At 36.0% G+C, this 17,913-nt stretch carries 13 protein-coding genes; 3 read left to right on the forward strand and 10 right to left on the reverse strand.

Annotation, left to right across the window (positions count from 1 at the left end):
* Positions 1-30: 30 nt before the first annotated feature.
* Positions 31-495, reverse strand: coding sequence for a regulatory protein RecX (locus G3A47_RS05760; RefSeq protein ID WP_166921232.1), 465 nt, complete (start codon positions 493-495; stop codon positions 31-33).
* Between the two features lie 618 nt (positions 496-1,113).
* Between G3A47_RS05760 and G3A47_RS23840 the strand changes: the two genes are divergently transcribed.
* Positions 1,114-3,615 (forward strand): GEVED domain-containing protein, encoded by a 2,502-nt coding sequence (locus G3A47_RS23840; RefSeq protein WP_458294223.1) that lies wholly within the window; start codon positions 1,114-1,116, stop codon positions 3,613-3,615.
* A 151-nt stretch (positions 3,616-3,766) separates the two neighbouring features.
* Positions 3,767-6,226: a T9SS sorting signal type C domain-containing protein gene (locus G3A47_RS05770; RefSeq protein ID WP_166921234.1), complete on the forward strand. Its 2,460-nt coding sequence runs from the start codon at positions 3,767-3,769 to the stop codon at positions 6,224-6,226.
* Positions 6,227-6,479: 253 nt separating this feature from the next.
* Here the strand turns inward: G3A47_RS05770 and G3A47_RS05775 are convergent, their stop codons facing one another.
* The 7 genes from G3A47_RS05775 to G3A47_RS05805 form a co-directional block, all read right to left on the reverse strand.
* Entirely contained in the window at positions 6,480-7,646 is a 1,167-nt protein-coding gene (locus tag G3A47_RS05775; protein WP_166921235.1) for a beta-ketoacyl synthase N-terminal-like domain-containing protein, read from the reverse strand.
* Between the two features lie 355 nt (positions 7,647-8,001).
* Positions 8,002-9,273, reverse strand: a complete 1,272-nt coding sequence (gene bioA / locus G3A47_RS05780; RefSeq protein ID WP_166921236.1) for an adenosylmethionine--8-amino-7-oxononanoate transaminase — start codon at positions 9,271-9,273, stop codon at positions 8,002-8,004.
* 91 nt (positions 9,274-9,364) lie between these two features.
* Positions 9,365-9,982 carry a dethiobiotin synthase gene (bioD, locus tag G3A47_RS05785; protein WP_166921237.1) on the reverse strand — a complete coding sequence of 206 codons (618 nt, stop codon included), beginning with the start codon at positions 9,980-9,982 and terminating at the stop codon, positions 9,365-9,367.
* Between the two features lie 352 nt (positions 9,983-10,334).
* The gene (locus G3A47_RS05790; RefSeq protein WP_166921238.1) at positions 10,335-10,949 is read right to left on the reverse strand and encodes a hypothetical protein; all 615 of its coding nucleotides are present in this window, start codon (positions 10,947-10,949) and stop codon (positions 10,335-10,337) included.
* The gene (locus tag G3A47_RS05795) at positions 10,939-11,439 is read right to left on the reverse strand and encodes an RNA polymerase sigma factor (RefSeq protein WP_409994006.1); all 501 of its coding nucleotides are present in this window, start codon (positions 11,437-11,439) and stop codon (positions 10,939-10,941) included. Before G3A47_RS05795 ends, G3A47_RS05790 begins: the two co-directional genes overlap by 11 nt.
* Positions 11,440-11,443: 4 nt before the next feature.
* Entirely contained in the window at positions 11,444-12,307 is an 864-nt protein-coding gene (locus G3A47_RS05800) for a TraB/GumN family protein (RefSeq protein ID WP_166921239.1), read from the reverse strand.
* A 609-nt stretch (positions 12,308-12,916) separates the two neighbouring features.
* Positions 12,917-14,053, reverse strand: a complete 1,137-nt coding sequence (locus G3A47_RS05805) for an aminotransferase class I/II-fold pyridoxal phosphate-dependent enzyme (protein ID WP_166921240.1) — start codon at positions 14,051-14,053, stop codon at positions 12,917-12,919.
* A gap of 380 nt (positions 14,054-14,433) precedes the next feature.
* Here G3A47_RS05805 and G3A47_RS05810 point away from each other — a divergent pair, with 380 nt between their 5' ends.
* Entirely contained in the window at positions 14,434-15,240 is an 807-nt protein-coding gene (locus G3A47_RS05810) for a DUF3667 domain-containing protein (protein WP_166921241.1), read from the forward strand.
* A 582-nt stretch (positions 15,241-15,822) separates the two neighbouring features.
* Here G3A47_RS05810 and G3A47_RS05815 read toward each other — a convergent pair.
* Positions 15,823-16,104, reverse strand: a complete 282-nt coding sequence (locus G3A47_RS05815) for a F0F1 ATP synthase subunit epsilon (RefSeq protein WP_166921242.1) — start codon at positions 16,102-16,104, stop codon at positions 15,823-15,825.
* A 94-nt stretch (positions 16,105-16,198) separates the two neighbouring features.
* A complete protein-coding gene (gene atpD, locus G3A47_RS05820; protein WP_166921243.1) occupies positions 16,199-17,710 on the reverse strand; it encodes a F0F1 ATP synthase subunit beta in 1,512 nt (503 codons plus the stop codon).
* Positions 17,711-17,913 lie beyond the last annotated feature (203 nt).

The following is a 17,913-nucleotide window of genomic DNA, read 5'->3' on the forward strand; positions in this document are numbered from 1 at the left end:
AATTTTGTCCTGAAAAATGAAACTAAAACTTTATTCTAATTCCTTCATTTTTTCATAAACCAAATTGCTTTCGTAACCTCTGCGCAACAGATAATCGCAGAATTTTTTTCTTTTTTTAAGAATATTAGTCTCCTGAATGCTATTCCAGCATCTTTCTGAAAGTTGGTCGAAGGTTGTTTGATACTCTTCTGCAGAGATTTCTTTTAGGGCAAGTGTGATATTAGTCGTTGAAATTTGTCTGGCTTTCAACTCATTTGTAATCCTGATTTTGCCCCAAAATTTAATGCGGTGCTTGCCTCTGGCAAAACTGGCGGCAAAACGGGTCTCGTTTAAAAAATTACTATCAATCAGTTGAACCACTATAACATCAATTTCGTCTGAAGTCATCTTCAAACTGTATAATTTGGCGACCACTTCTGCGTGGCAGCGCTCCTGATAGGCACAAAAGTGTTCTAATTTGAGTAAAGCCTCCTTTGGAGTACACGTTGAATTCATGGCTTTTTTCCTGCTTTTTAACTATTAAGGCTAAAAATAGTCATTTTGTTGTTAAAATTTAGCTTATTTTTTTTAAATATCTCAGAAACTCTTTTTCTAAAATGTTGTATATGTGCAGAAATATAATATTTTTGTACGCCGAATTGGATTATTTAATTATGCTCAAAAACAAGCACTTAAATAACTGATTCTAATTTTTTTAAAACCAGAACAAAAAACACTCCCCCGGGTTTACTATCTGACACAATAGATAACCAGTGTTCTTTTTTTTGTGTTTTAATACCAAAAACAAATTTAAAATATAAATACCACCTGCTGATGATTAAAAAATTACTTTTATTCGTTGATTTATTATATTTCCAAAAAACAGACAAACACATAAACTCCAAAGTGTTTGGTTTAATCTCTTTTTTCTTGTTGCTGTTTCTTACTGAAACGGGGAATGCGCAGGTTGCTAATTATACTTTTACGCAGACTGCGGGAACATATACTCCTCTTACTGGAGCACAAACTGTCTTTAATGCTCCATGGGATGACACTAATGGACCAAGTGGCTTTGTTCCAATCGGATTTACATTTTTATATAATGGAGCGAGCTATACACAATGCTCAGTCGCCATGAATGGATTTATAACATTTGGTAATACCTTTTCTAGTTCAACTGAATATAGCCCCATTTCTTCAGGAACAGGTTATAGTGGCGCAATTAGTGCTTTAGGTTGGGATTTAGGAAGTAATGGATCACCTATTAGTTACAATACAATTGGAACAGCACCAAATAGAACGTTCATTGTTCAATGGGATAAAGTCAGACGTTACAATTCTGGCTGGCAAGATGGTGATTTCACCTTTCAAATTAGATTAAATGAATCCACGAATGTCATACAAATTGTCTATGGAGCATGTGCTACTACATCTAATACAAATTCAAATGTGCAAGTTGGCTTAAGAGGATCATCAAGTTCAGACTATAACAATAGAACAACAACAAACAATTGGTCAGCAACAACAGCAGGAAATGCAAATAACAACACCTGTCGAACAAATAACACAACAGTTCCCTCTAACGGGCAAACCTATACCTGGACTCCTAGTGTTTGTACTCCTAGCAGCTTTACAACAGGAGGGCGAATCACCAGTGCCAAACTAAATACGCTGGAGAACACGACTACCAGAACGGCTAATTATCATAATTTCGCTTCTCCTACCACTACCTTAGTTAGGGGACAAAATTACACCATCTCTGTAAAAGGTTCAACTAACGGAGATCGCAATTACTTCTATACCGCTTTTGTAGATTGGAATAAGGACAATGATTTTAATGATGCCAATGAGTATTATGTTATTGGTACCATAAAGAACTCAAACGGAACCGACGGAAAAAATGCTTCGGTTTATTTTCCCGTGCCTTCAGGTGCAACACTGGGAAGTACCCGTATGCGCATAATAGGTCGATATAATGGTTACAACACCACTCCTTGCGGCCCCGATTCAGGCAACAATGGTAGCACGGAGGGACAGGTTGAAGACTATACCATAACTGTTGGCGATGTATGTTCGGGAACACCTGCTGTTAGCACAACAATAACATCGGCTACACCAGTATGTCCTAGCACACCTTTTACATTATCGTTGGGAACCACTTTCACAGATGGCGCTACCTATGTGTGGCAGACTTCACCAGATGGTAATAACCCATGGACAAATGCTACTGCGACTCCAATCGCTTTTTTTGGCCCTGAAACATTTGCTTCGGGAACTCTTCCTACTAATACACAAATTTCCCCAAATACTACTTTTACTGGAGGTGAAGCAGTCTTGACTACTGCTTCTCAAACTGGAACAATAGGTGATTTTTTGATTAACAAATCACCCGGCTCAAACCTAAATGCTTTTACAGTAGATTTTAATTACAAAGCTGCCGGCGGCGGCGGCGGGACGACTACTGGAGCAGATGGTTTTAGTTTAAGTTATGCAGGAGGACTGACAAACAGTGTCGGAGGAGGAGAAAATGGAGAAGGCTCCGGAATCATCGTACAATTTGATACCTACGATAATGACGGCGTGGCAAATGGTACCAGAGTTCGTGTTCTTTATAACAATATTGCTATCTTTACTTCTGCAATCAATGCCCCATTCGATATAAGAAATGCTACCTCTACAACGACCGCCAAAAATGTTGTGTTAACTGTAGACAATAACGGTTTTCTATCACTTTCTATGGTAAATTCTTCAAATGCTGTCATTACAGTAGTATCCAATCTTCTACTTCCCGCTGCTTATCTCTCCGCAGACAAATCAAGCTGGAAATTTAAATTCTCAGCACGAGTAGGAGCTATAAATGACAGACACACCATTGATGATTTACAAATCAGATATTTAGATGTATCGAGTTCAAAATCAACCTTTACAACTTCACAAACTGTAAAAACCTACTATCGCGCGCTGGTAACCTGTGGCGGAACAACGGCATCTTCACCAGTATTGGTTGATCTTATTTCTGCTACAATTGATCCGATGACGAGCCCCGCTTGTTCTGCAACTGCTTTTACCGTTACACCAACAAACGGAACCAACGGAACTATTCCGGGAGGAACCACTTTTACCTGGTCTGCTCCTACTATAACCACACCGGGAGCCCTAACAGGAGGTACGGCTAGTACCGGCACTCCAAATGGAAACATTACAGGTACCCTTACAAATACAACCTCAATAGCTCAAACAGCTACTTATAGCGTTACTCCTACTACAGCAGGCTGTGTTGGAATTCCATTTAATTTAGTTGTAACAGTTGCTCCGGCGACAGTTGCGGGATCAGTTGGTGGAGGAACAACTGTATGTACAGGAACTAACAGTACAGTATTAACACTTTCTGGTCATACCGGAAGCATAATAAGATGGGAGTCTTCTTTAGATAATTTCGCTACTGCAGGAACTCCATTTGTAAATACAGCTACAACATTTACTGCTACTAATTTAACGGCGACAACTTCTTATCGTGCAGTGGTACAAAGCGGTAGCTGTGCAACTTTAAATTCTGCTGCCACTACTGTAACAGTATCTCCAACNCACAGTTGCAGGATCAGTTGGTGGTGGAACAACAGTATGTACAGGAACTAACAGTACACTTTTAACTTTATCAGGCCATACTGGAAGTATTGTAAGATGGGAATCCTCTTTAGATAATTTCGCTACTGCAGGAACTCCAATTGTAAATACAACTACAACATTTACTGCTACTAATTTAACGGCGACAACTTCTTATCGTGCAGTGGTACAAAGCGGTAGTTGCGCAACTTTAAATTCTACTGCCACTACTGTAACGGTATCTCCGACCACAGTTGCAGGATCAGTTGGTGGTGGAACGACAGTATGTATAGGAACTAACAGTACACTTTTAACTTTATCAGGCCATACAGGAAGTATTGTAAGATGGGAGTCTTCTTTAGATAATTTCGCTACTGCAGGAACTCCAATTGTAAATACATCTGCAACATTTACAGCCACTAATCTTACGGCTACAACTTCTTATAGAGCAGTTGTAAAAAGTGGTAGTTGTCTACAATTAAACTCTGTTGCCACTACAGTAACGGTTTCTCCAACAACAGTAGCAGGGTCAATTGACGGAGGAGCAACTGTATGTACAGGAACTAACAGTACAACATTAACACTTTCTGGTCATACCGGAAGTGTTGTAAGATGGGAATCCTCTTTAGATAATTTCGCTACAGCAGGAACTACAATTGCAAATACAACTACAACACTCACTGCTACTAACATAACAGCAACAACTTCTTATAGAGCAGTTGTAAAAAGTGGTGCCTGTGGAGAATTGAATTCTGCCTCAGCTACAATAACAGTAAACATATTACCCGATGCCCCAATAGTAGGCACCATAACTCACCCTACCTGTGTAATAACAACAGGAAGTGTTGTGTTAAGCGGCCTACCGGGTACCGGAACCTGGACTTTAACAAGAACACCTGGCAATGTAACAACAACAGGAACAGGAACCGAAGTAACAATTTCCGGTCTTGCTGCCAATACTACTTACACCTATACTGTTAGTAATGGTACTTGTCCATCTGTAGCTTCAAACAATATTCCTGTAAACGCAATACCACAATTAGCCACCTGGAATGGCGGATGGACCAATGGTCCTCCAACCATTAATCAACCGGTTCATTTTGCAACAAGTTATACTTCAGGAGGAGATATAAATTCATGTAGTTGTACTATAGCTTCAACAGCCAATATTGTTATTAGCAGTGGAAACACCTTAACTATTACGAATGGTCTGACAGTTGCGAACGGAGGTACTCTAACCTTTGAAAACAATTCAAGTTTAGTTCAGAAAAACAACAATGCGACCAATTCCGGAATTATCCGATACAAACGTAAAACTGCTCTCCGTGTCTACGACTACGGATACTGGTCTACACCGGTAAGTCCAAAAAAATTAGTAGATGTCTCGCCATTGACCTTGTCTGATAAATACATGGGTTTTAATGGAAATGGATGGGTTATCACTAACCCTAATACCGTTATGACTGTTGGTAAAGGTTACATTATTCGCGGGCCTCAAAACCATTCTAAAACCGTACGAGAAGAATTTACTGCTATTTTTGAAGGTACTCCAAATAATGGTGTCATAAATGCTGAAACTGTAGAAGCAAGCAAGTTTTATCTTGTTGGTAACCCTTATCCATCTGCTTTAGATGTCAATGAATTCTTAAAGGAAAATACTTTTATGAACGGAACTCTGTATTTCTGGACACATAATACTCCAATAAGCCCAACGACAAATAAATATGTTGCTGACGACTATGCCTCTTTTAATCTAACAGGAGGTGTACTGACAGGACCGGCGCCCAGCGGTGATGATGCTCCAGGCAACAACAATGAAGAACCAAAAGGTTATGTGGCTGCAGGGCAATCTTTCTTTATTAGTGCTGAAACCCCTGGAACAATCAACTTCAATAACGATATGCGAATTGGAGGAGATAAAAACGGGCAGTTTTTCAAACCTGCAAAACCATCGAAAGAAAAAACAACCAGAAATCGTATCTGGCTAAATATGACCAATCAGGAAACTATTTTCAAACAAATACTTCTTGGTTATGTAGATGGCGCAACAAATGGTTTCGACAAGAATTACGATGGTGAATCATTTGATGGTAACCCTAATCTGGATTTTTACAGTATTGCAACTGACCGAAATCTTGTTATTCAGGGACGTGCATTACCTTTTACGGATGCCGACATCATTCCTTTAGGATATCGCAGTGCTGTAGCAGGTGGTTTCTCCATCGAAATAGGAAAAATAGACGGTGACCTGATCAATAAAAATGTTTATTTAGAAGATAAAACAACAGGGAAAATCCATAATTTAAAAACTGGAAAATATACCTTTACAACAGCAAAAGGAACTTTTGCGGATCGTTTCGTACTGCGTTATACAGACAAAACATTAGGAACCGGAGATTTTGAAAATACCGAAAACAATGTTTTAGTTACTGTTAAGAACAAAGTACTAAAAGTGGTCTCTGCAAAAGAAACGATTAAAGAAGTTACTATCTATGATGTTTCAGGAAAACAACTTTATAACAAAAAGAAAGTTGGAGAAACAGAATTGCAGATAGCTAATTTACAATCAGCTAATCAGGTTTTATTGATTAAAATCACCTTAGACAATAATCATACTACCACTAAAAAAGTTATATTTCAATAAGAGATAAACTCTTTGGTTTAGTTCATAAAAAAAATCCATTTGTTTAGACAAATGGATTTTTTTTTATGCTTTTATTTGATTCAGTTTATGCGGTAGGATTCAATAATAAGTTAATTCAAGAAGTAATAATAGTAAGTTGTATGACAAAAAAACGCCATCGTTAAACATGCAGATTAGCAACAAGTTAACCCTCCTATACCTTAGAACCTCAGAACCTTTGTAACTCTAAACATCTCTATCTCAAAATATAGATTTAAGCTTTTTCAATCAGAATACTGACCGCATTACCTCCAAAGCCAACTGCATTAATCAATATTTTCTTTAAGGGCTGAGTTTGTTTTTGTTCTTCAGCAAAAGGAACATTAACAAACGTATTGTTTTGCAGCATCAAAAGAGCCAATTCTAAACTCAATATTCCGGAAGCTCCGAAAGTATGCCCGATCTTCCACTTATTTGTTGTCAATAAAGGGATTTTAGCGCCAAAAACTTTTTCGATGGCACGTAGCTCGGTCAGATCTCCTTTTATGGTTCCGGGAGCATGCATTACAATCGCATCAATTTCATCCGGATTGGTCTCCTGTAAAGCCATTTTCATAGACTTTTGAAAGCAATCTGCTTCTGCGGAAATTGAAATATTATGTTCTAAGATCTCCGTCGCATAACCAACACCCGTAACATATGCAATAGCATTTTCCTTCTCTCCGGCTTCCAGACAACATACTGCGGCTCCTTCGCCCAAAATCATAGTATTTTGTGTTTTCTCAAAATCAAAAGCAAGATTGGGCCACGCTTCTTCATTCTGATCAATACGGGAGTATATTTTTAGCGCTCTCATCTGAGCAATCGTAAAATCTGTTAAAGGTGCTTCGCTGCCCCCTACCAGAAACTTATCTGCCATTCCCGATCGCAACCACGCCACACCATTCAGAAGAGCATGAAGTGCTGTCGAACAGGTAATCGAATGCGAAATTTCCGGGCCAACACTCTGCAAATCATGTGCAATCCATGATGAGATATTACCCAAAGTGGTGGTTGGTGAAGCCAAAGTCTGTGCTTTACCCGTATCGATGTATTCTTTGTAATGCTTTTCGAATAAGTCGGTAGCGCCACGTGAAGAACCAATATTTATGCCGAAAACATCCTCTTTATTCCAACCTGCTTTTTCAACCGCTTTTCTTGAAGCTGCTAAAGCAAACAGAACAGAATCATCTAAAAATTTGTATTTAATATCAGACTCCCGAACTTCGGCCACAATTTGTTTTGATGCAACACCTAAAGCCGCAACAGAAGTTTCCTGCTGATCTAAAAATTGCCTCGAAAAACAATGTTGATTATCCAGATATTTGTCCCAGATTTCCTCAGGACTATTACCCAAAGGAGAAATAGAAGAGAAAGCTGTTATGGAGATTTTTTTATTCAATGTATTGTATTTAACTGCAAAGTTCGCAATGTTTATGTAAAGTTTGCAACGTTCTTAAATATTTAAGTTTATAAAATCAACTAACTTATATCCTTTGTGTGTATTTTTTTAAACACATAAAAACATAGTCTTAAAACCAAAAAAAGCGTTTCACATATTTAAAATTTCAACTGTCAGTCTAAGTGAAGTCGAAGACCTCATAGCTTGACTAAGTGATTGAAATATATTTCTTTTTTAAAACTCTTTTAAAAAAAGCAAACCCATCTTTCTATATGCTACGTATAATTTCTAAAATTACACCAACAGATTAAGCCATACTTAAATGATCTTATATAACTCATATGGTTTAAACAACTTAAACCATTTCAATAGCTTCTTCAATAGTCGCATAAACTTTTTGAAGCTGTTCATCCGTCATGATGTACGGAGGCAAAATATAAACAATATTTCCAACCGGTCTTAAAACAACTCCTTTATCAATAAAGAAATTATATAGTTTCGTTCGCATCGAACCATAATAACTTTCTTCCGAATCCGATTTTATTTCAACTGCAAAAATTACCCCTAAAGTTCTGGCAGTAATGACTTTTGGATGATTCTCGATTTTCTTTTGAAAACTTAGATGACTCTTATTTATTCTTTGAATGTTATCCTGCATTTCAGCCGTCTGCAACAGGTCAATACTAGCCAAAGCTGCTGCACATCCCGTTGGATTTGCCGTAAAAGTATGTCCGTGAAACAGTGCTTTATTAATATCATCATCATAAAACGCATCAAAAACCTCCTGTGTAAAAGTCGTAATCGCCATTGGAATCGTCCCGCCTGTCAAAGCTTTCGACAAACAAATCATATCGGGCTCTTCGGTAACATAACCCATCGCAAAAGTTTTACCTGTTTTACCAAAACCCGTCATTACTTCATCGGCTATGGTTAAAACTTTATTCTCTTTACAAATCCGGATTAAAGTCGCCAGTGCTTCAGGTTCATACATCACCATTCCGGCCGCTCCCTGAACTAATGGTTCAAAGATAAATCCGGCACAGGTATGATTTTCAATTACCGCTTTCAAGGCATCAAAACTCAACTGTTCTGATCCTTTCACGGGAACAGGAATCCGCACTACATCGATAAACATTCCCTGAAAAGCCTGCGTATAAAAAGAGATACCGCTTGCCGCCATAGCTGCAAAAGTATCTCCGTGAAAAGCATTTTCAAAAGCAATTATAGTCGTTCTTTTCTCGTTTTTATTGAAGAAATACTGTAGCGCTACTTTTATAGCCACTTCCACCGCAGTTGAACCATTATCAGAAAAAAATATTTTCTGCTGATTCTTTGGTAAGATTTCAATAAGCTTCTCTGCTACTTTTATCGCAGGTTCGTGTGTAAAACCTCCGAACAAAACATGTTCTAAAGTCGTTAACTGTTTGTAAATCGCATCCGCAATAAATTTATTACTGTGTCCAAACGGATTTACCCACCATGATGCAATTGCATCAATATATTCTTTATTGTTCTCGTCCCACAACAAGGCACCTTCTCCTCTCGAGATGGCTATTGGGGTTTGTGCTGTTTTATGTTGTGTATACGGATGCCATAAATACTGGCTGTCTTTTTCTGATAATGTCATTTTATATGTGAAATGTGTTTTGTGAAATGTGAAATGTACTTTGCGATTATTGACTTCTTACATCTTACAAAACACATTTCACAATACACAATTATAGTTTTAATAAATTCTCTCTAAACAAATCAGCGTATTCCCGAATTACATTCTGATCAAAATAAGGTTCTTCTTCTATTCTTCCGATGCACTTTACTTCTGTCTTGTTCAAAATTAAATCCTCGGTAGCTTTATTTTCGTTTCCGCTAAAAATAATTCCGGCAACCTCAAAACCTCTGTTTTGTATTGCTTCAATAGTCAACAGCGTATGATTGATACTTCCTAAATAATGTCTTGAAACAACAATGACCTTATAATCGGGCTGAATCAAATCGACAATCAAATCCGTTTCATTCAGCGGAACAAAAATCCCACCGGCCCCTTCAATCACCAAATGATTAGTTGTTTCTGGCTCTTTAATTTCGCTCAATTCAATTCTTAAGCCATCAATTTCTGCTGCCAAATGCGGACTTGCAGGCGTATTTAACTTATAACTATTCTCGAAAATGCGGGATTTAGTATTTGAAATTTTTGACTTGATTTTATCACTGTCCGAATTATCCAGATCACCTGCCTGAACAGGTTTCCAATAATCAGCTTCTAAAGCTTCAACCACAATTGCAGAAGTCACCGTTTTACCTACATCAGTAGAAATTCCGGTTATAAATATTTTCATTGTTCTCTTTTAATATTATGCAAAAATACCAATAAAAACAACAAACCCATCATTACGATGGGTTTGTTGTTTATCTAATTCAAATTGCTAGTTGTGAAATTTGAGTTGTGAGATGCTGAATATGCTGTTCAAACCAACACAAATTATCTGTTTTTGCCCGACTTCCAATTTTCCGCAGAAGCTAAACATAAAGTATAGTACCATTTTTGAAAATTGTAACAGAACAGCAACAAATAATACTGCATTCTATTTTACAGACCTGTCATTTACTTTTGTGCTTCAGTAATTCAAAATAAAACTAATCAGGCTTACAGTATACATTATACATTTTACAACTAGTAACTTGAATTAGCTACTCTTCTTTTAATTGATCTATAACCGTCTTTATTTCTTTGGCGTACTTCCCATAAAAAAAGCGAACCCACCATTCTAAACTCAGTCCCATAAAAAGAATTGAGAATACAATTACCGAAAAGACCGATATAATTTCTGTATTACTAAATTCGAACATCACAAAACTGGCTTCTTTTGAAGATTGAAAATAAACGAAAACCACCAGAAACAAAATCATGAAAGGAGTCAATGCAAACCCGTAGGTTTTATACAATTCCATATTCAGTCTGATATCAAAATAGGTTTCGTATAAACTGTCTTTTGTACTTAATGTAATTGTATTCAATCGTCTGTAGAACAAGTATAGCTTAACCAAATAATAAACAGTAACCGCTATAAACATACTGTAAAGTAAGTAATAAGGCATTATAAACTTTTGCTCAAACGAGAATGTAGAAGGTACAAATCCAATTAGAAAAGCTAAAACAATCTGAAAAATCAGTTCACTTTTTAAATTTTTCCTAATCTTGTCTAAGGGCGTGTTAGCCGAATGTATTTTCTCCAGATTATTAGGAAGAATGATCGTATCTGATTTCTCATTGTTCCATGCGTTTTGTATATCATTAAAATCCATATCCCTGATTTTTTATTATTTCTTTTAATTTTTCTTTTGCTCTGTTTAATTTTACTCTTGCATTCCCCTCCGAAATACCCAGATTTTCTCCAATTTCTTTATGAGAAAATCCTTCCAGTTGATAAAAAATAATCGCCTTATCTATTTTTTCCAATTTTTGAACTGCTTTATAAAAATGATCGATCTGACTTTCTTTTATATGCGAATCATCCTCATCTTCTTTTATATTCTCTGAAGCAATCTCGTATTTATCAACCTTTCGTTTTTCTTTTTTAAGAAATACAATTGCCGTATTAATAGCCACGCGGTACATCCATGTCGAAAATTGACTTTCATTTCTAAAAGATTCATACGATTTCCAAAGCTGACAAACAATTTCCTGAAATAAATCCTGCTGATCATCGGCATTATCCATGTACATTTTCGAAACTTTGTACAAAATCCCTTTGTGACTTTCTATACGATTTAAAAATTCTTTCTCTTTCAAAATAATTCTAATTCATAACTGGTTTTACCGTGTACCCTGCTTTTCTCAACAAATTAATTATTCCAGTATCACCTCCCAAGTGTGCTGCTCCAACCGCAAAAAAGACACTTTCCTTTTTCATCTGCTCCCGCATAATTTTAATCCAGTTGGCATTTCTATCGTCAAGCATGTATTTCTTAGCTTTAAGATTCATTATTTTTTCATCAGTAGTTAATTTGTATAAAGACTCTAAATTCTCACTCTTATAATTACCTACTAATTTAGTCGTTTCTTCACTATTCGTTTCTTCCAGCATAGCAATCATTTCACTATCAGAATAAGCATTTTCAAAACTCTCGCATTGCGATTTTACAGTTTCCAGACCTGCAACTTCCAGTTGACGTTTCTTTGCCAATTCAATAAAATCCAATTCATAAAATTTCAAGTCGTTACAACCAAAACTTTTCATGGAGATCAAACTCATCACCGTCAACATACTAAAACTGTCCACCTGTTGCACTGTCATTCCACCACTTTTTTGCAATATTAAATTCAATTTTGACAATTGCTCCGGATCTAATTTTTTACTTAACGGTAGTTTTCCCATTGCCATTCCCTGTAATTCTGACATCACTTTCGGATCCGCAAAATTAATTTCCAAAACTAATTTATCTGATTTGTCGAATGCTTTTTTAGTTTTCTCAGAAAGAAAATAATCTCCTGAACAAATCATATGCACTGTTCCGTACAAATAAGAAGACTTCGCCAATCCTTTTCCTGATACTTCCCACAAAAGAGAATTTTCCAGTTTCGGAGAAGACGTTTGGGCATTCGTAACCCCACCAAAAATAAATGTTACTACTACTATTGCTAATTTGATTATATTTTTCATTTTGTTGGTTAAATAAAGTTATTTGTTTGATTACTTAAAAAATGCTCTTTTACTTCTGATTCTTACTTTTCTGCCAAAAAACTACAGCCAATAAAAACCACGATGCTGTCGAAATAAGAAGATGTTTGTCAGGATGGTTTAATAAAAATTGATTCGTCAGTGCAAATCCAAATGCGACTGAAGTTAGAAAGATAAAAATAAAATGGAAGATTTTTGATTCTAATAAAGTTGAAATAGTTTTCATAATTGTTTTGGTTTATTTGATTACGACTCGTAAGTAAACAAAGCTTAAAAACGTTACAAAAAAATTACATTTTTTTTTCAGAATCCAGTAAAATAAAGGGTTGACAGCTTGATTTTTTTTATTCTCATAAATAAATTCCACAGAGATGCGCAAAGAAAAAACACAGAGATACACAAAAAAATCTTTGTAAATCTTTGCGATTACTTTGTGAATCTTTGCGAAACAACAACACAAAACATCCTAAATAATTCTAAAATTCAAGTTTCACAAAGATGCGAAAAGAAAAAACACAGAGATGCACAAAAAAATCTCTGCGTATCTCTGTGACTACTCTGTGCATCTCTGTGAAACAACAACGAGAAGATCTAAAACACAAAGTCCCTCAACAACCCCAAAACCTCGTTAATCTCCTCCTCTGAATTATAACTGTGAATACAGAAACGAAGTCTCTCCTGCCCTTCCGGGACTGTTGGAGAAAGTATCGGTTTTACATCGAAGCCTTTATCTTGTAATTGCTGAGCCAGTCTTTTTACATTGCCGTTCCCCGGAACAATTGCCGACTGAATCGCTGATTTACTGCGAACAAACATTGGTTTCAAACCCAATATATTTTTTTGTTGATTAAAAAAAACAATGTTCTGACGCAATTTCTCAATAGTTCCCTTTTCGAGCTCCAATTGATGATACGCCGTTTGAATCGTAGACACCGAATGAGGCGACAATCCTGTAGTATAAATAAAACTTCTGGCAAAATTGACCAGATATTCTTTAAGTTCGCTACTTCCCAAAATTGCTGCGCCATGGCAACCCAATCCTTTTCCGAATGTCATGATTCTGGCAAAAATACGGTGGTGTAATTGTAAATGTTGCATGAGTCCTTCGCCCTTTTCTCCAAAAACACCCAGAGTATGCGCTTCATCAACCACCAAGAAACAATTGTACTTTTCCGAAAGCAACACCAGCTCTTCTAAATTTGGACTATCACCATCCATAGAAAAGACAGTTTCGGTGACAATGTAAATCGTAGTATCAGGAAATTTCAGAATAAGACGTTCCAAGTCTTCAAAGTCATTGTGATTAAACCGATACGATTTAGCATTAGACATGATAATTCCATCACGAATCGAAGCGTGACTTAATTCATCATACAATATAACATCATTTCGCTGCGGTAGAGCGCTAAAAAAACCAACATTGGCATCGTAACCCGAATTAAAGATTAAAGCCGATTCTGCATCATGAAACTGCGCAATAAACGATTCTGTAATTTGATACAACGAATGGTTCCCTGAAATTAACCGCGAACCTGTCGCTCCATTTTGAATGATTTCATTCTCAATCAAATAATGATGCGCCAATTTAAAAATAGCTTCCGATTTCGAAAACCCAATATAATCATTAGAAGAAAAATCGACCAGATTATTAAAACTTGGCAATTGTCTCAACGAATTATTTTGCTTCCTGTTTTCTAGCTTTTGAATAAGATTTTCCGGTAAATTCATAAAAGCAAAGTTATCAAATTGATTCCAATATCAATAAAAAGCGGATTTTATATAATCCACCATTCAAAATCTAATTCCCAAGCAACACTTCTAAATGACGATACCCAGCCGAATTAAGAATCCACAATTTCTATAATCACAAAGCCCCCAAGATCAAAAACGCTGATGGTATCTCCCAAACAATTCTCCGGAATTAGTTAATTCTAACAATAAATAACGATATACCTTCAAGGTCAAAAAACATTACGGAAAAACCATAATTCATCAATCAGTACCTTAATATTCGAACTGAATTTGTTAATTAAAATAATAATATTTCTAATTTTCAATTCATAAACTCATTCTGACTAATTTGTATATTGCATTAAAAAAAAGAAAGAATGAAGATCATTTGCAAAAACTGTGAAACACAGAATTATCCGGATTTTAATTATTGCCCTCAGTGCAGTCAAAAAGTAGATTTGCATCGTATAAGTCCACATGAGATTTTTCATGAAGCTGTTCATTATTTTTTACATGCCGACAAAGGGATTTTTCAACTTATTAGGTCTTTGACATTAAAAAGCGGAACTGTTGCTAAGGAATATATCAATGGTAAAAGAAAGAAGTACTTTCCTCCACTTAATTTTTTCTTATTGGTTGCCGCTATCTTTGTTTTCATTTCCAATATCCCAAAAGAAACACCTCCAATTGATATTCCAAAAGAAAATCAAGAACTTAGTGCTATTTCAGACCCAATTCAAAAAGAAAAAATCATACATCTTTATGAACGAAAAGAAAAAATGTTTCATTTCATGAAAAAGTATTCTAATCTGATGGCGATGATGGCCCTACCTCTAATTGCCTTTTTTTTCTGGCTGTTTTACAAAAAAGAAAACTACAACTATACGGAACATCTTGTGGCAGGTATGTACATGCTGGGCTTTTGTATACTCGTCAATACGCTATTAATTTTACCTCTCTCCTTATTATTCCACTTATCTCCTAATTATCAGGCTTTATTTTTTCTACTGTTTCAGCTTTTTTATTTTACGCTCTTTTACTATAAGTTTTTAAATAAAGACACTAAACTTCAACTTGTAAAAACCTTTGCAATAAGCGCTTTAGGAATTATATCCTGGGGGATTATATCTGGACTTACTGTAAACACTTATATTTCAAGCGGTTTCTGGGGAATATTACAATAACACAAAAGATCAACACGAGAAGTTGTGAGAAAATAGAATTCTTCGCTTCATTTTTCTTAACCGCAATGTTCGCAAAGGTTTTACGCAAAGTAAGCAAAGGTCTATATACAGATTTTACAGATTAAACGGTTATTTTGGCTTTACACTTCCTGCAAAACTAACCTAAATAAATGTGCGTGTAAAAGACTCAGCAAACACAAGAAGTTGTTAAAGCTTAAGAAACAACTTTTTGATAAAGCTTTGCGAACTCCTATGTTTGCAGTGAAATTTTTTCACGCAGATTTGCTTCGCCAGTTCGCTATCGCTCGGGTAGCAGATTTATTCAGATTGTTTTTTATCTGAGCACAAAACAAATATCGGCTTAATCTGCAAAATCTGCGTGCAAAAGACTTTGCTTTGTGTTAATACTTTGCGGCCTTTGCGATCAACACAAACAAAAAAATCCTTGCGCACCTTGCAGTTAAAAGCATATAAAGTTCACTAAAATCTTCACCTACAAGTTTTGTATTGATCCATCTAAAATGACCAAAAACAAAAAAGCCAGACATTGCTGTCTGGCTTTCTATTTATTTTGCAACTGTTTTAGTCTGCTAAAACAATAATCTTATTGTCTTTCATTTCGATAGTACCTGATTCAATATCTAAAGTATAGGTTTGATCATTTACTTTCGTGAATTTAGTCGCTACATCTTTAGAAAAATTGAAGCTTGAAGCTACAATTTTAACAGTTCCTTTCTCTAGAATAGAAACGATAGGAGCGTGATGATTCAATATTTGAAAGCTTCCATCAACTCCGGGAACTGTAACCGAAGTTACTTCTCCTGAAAATAATTTTGCTTCTGGTGATACTATTTCTAAAATCATAACTGTTTTTTAAAATTCCAAATTATAAAATTCCAAATCCCAATTTTGGAATTTGGAATTTTTATTTTTTGATGTTATCAAGCTTGCTTGATTATTATGCTTCTGCCAACATTTTCTCTCCAGCTTCGATTGCATCCTGGATAGAACCTTTCAAGTTGAAAGCAGCTTCCGGAAGGTGATCTAACTCACCATCGATAATCATGTTGAATCCTTTGATAGTATCTTTAATATCAACCAATACTCCAGGAATACCTGTAAATTGCTCCGCTACGTGGAAAGGCTGAGACAAGAAACGTTGTACACGACGTGCTCTTGATACAGCTAATTTATCTTCTTCAGATAACTCTTCCATACCTAGAATCGCGATGATATCTTGTAATTGTTTGTATTTTTGAAGAATCTCTTTTACTCTTTGTGCGCAGTTATAGTGCTCATCTCCTAAGATATGTGGAGTTAAAATTCTTGAAGTAGAATCCAATGGGTCAACCGCAGGATAAATACCTAACTCAGCAATTTTACGAGACAATACAGTTGTTGCATCTAAGTGAGCAAAAGTTGTAGCCGGTGCCGGGTCAGTTAAGTCATCCGCAGGAACGTAAACCGCCTGTACAGATGTAATAGATCCTTTGTTTGTAGAAGTAATACGCTCTTGCATAGCTCCCATCTCTGTTGCCAAAGTTGGTTGGTATCCTACTGCAGAAGGCATACGTCCTAAAAGTGCTGATACCTCAGAACCTGCTTGTGTAAAACGGAAGATGTTATCAACGAAAAACAATACGTCTTTACCTTGATCTGTTCCTGCTCCATCACGGAAATACTCAGCGATAGATAATCCTGAAAGTGCAACACGAGCACGAGCTCCAGGTGGCTCATTCATTTGTCCGAAAACGAAAGTAGCTTTAGACTCTCTCATTCCTGGCATATCTACTTTAGATAAATCCCATCCTCCATTTTCCATAGAGTGCATGAAATCATCACCGTATTTAATAATTCCTGACTCCAACATCTCGCGAAGTAAGTCATTTCCTTCACGAGTTCTTTCTCCTACTCCTGCGAATACAGAAAGTCCACCGTGACCTTTTGCGATATTGTTGATCAACTCCTGAATCAATACCGTTTTACCAACACCAGCACCACCGAACAATCCAATTTTACCTCCTTTTGCATAAGGCTCAATCAAATCGATTACTTTAATACCTGTGAATAAAACTTCAGATGAAGTTGATAAATCTTCAAATTTTGGAGCTTGTCTGTGAATAGGCAAACCATTTTCTCCAGTTTTAGGCAATTCACCTAAACCATCAATTGCGTCTCCAACAACATTAAATAAACGTCCATATACATCTGGACCGATTGGCATTTGGATTGGATTTCCTGTTCCAACTACTTCATATCCTCTACTCAAACCGTCAGTTGAGTCCATAGAAATGGTACGAACAGTGTTTTCTCCAATGTGAGATTGTACTTCTAGAACTAATAATGTTCCATCTTTTTTTGTGACTTCTAATGAATCATAAATTTTTGGAAGTTCAACATCCTTTCCGTTGAAAACTACGTCAACTACTGGTCCAATGATTTGAGCAACTTTTCCTATTACTTTTGACATTACTTATGTATTTATTAAATAGCTATTTAGGTTTATCGAAAATACCTCTTTTTTCAGAGCGCAAAGATAATTTTTTATAATATAAAATCAATATTTTTTTATAAAAAATACTATGATTTTGTTTGATTCCTAAAAGTCAGCCCCAAAATCACCGAAAAACCATTTTTTTTCTAAATAAAAAAAAGCCACTCTGTTACAATAAC

The sequence above is a fragment of the Flavobacterium poyangense genome, from assembly GCF_011751075.1.
GTDB lineage: Bacteria > Bacteroidota > Bacteroidia > Flavobacteriales > Flavobacteriaceae > Flavobacterium > Flavobacterium poyangense.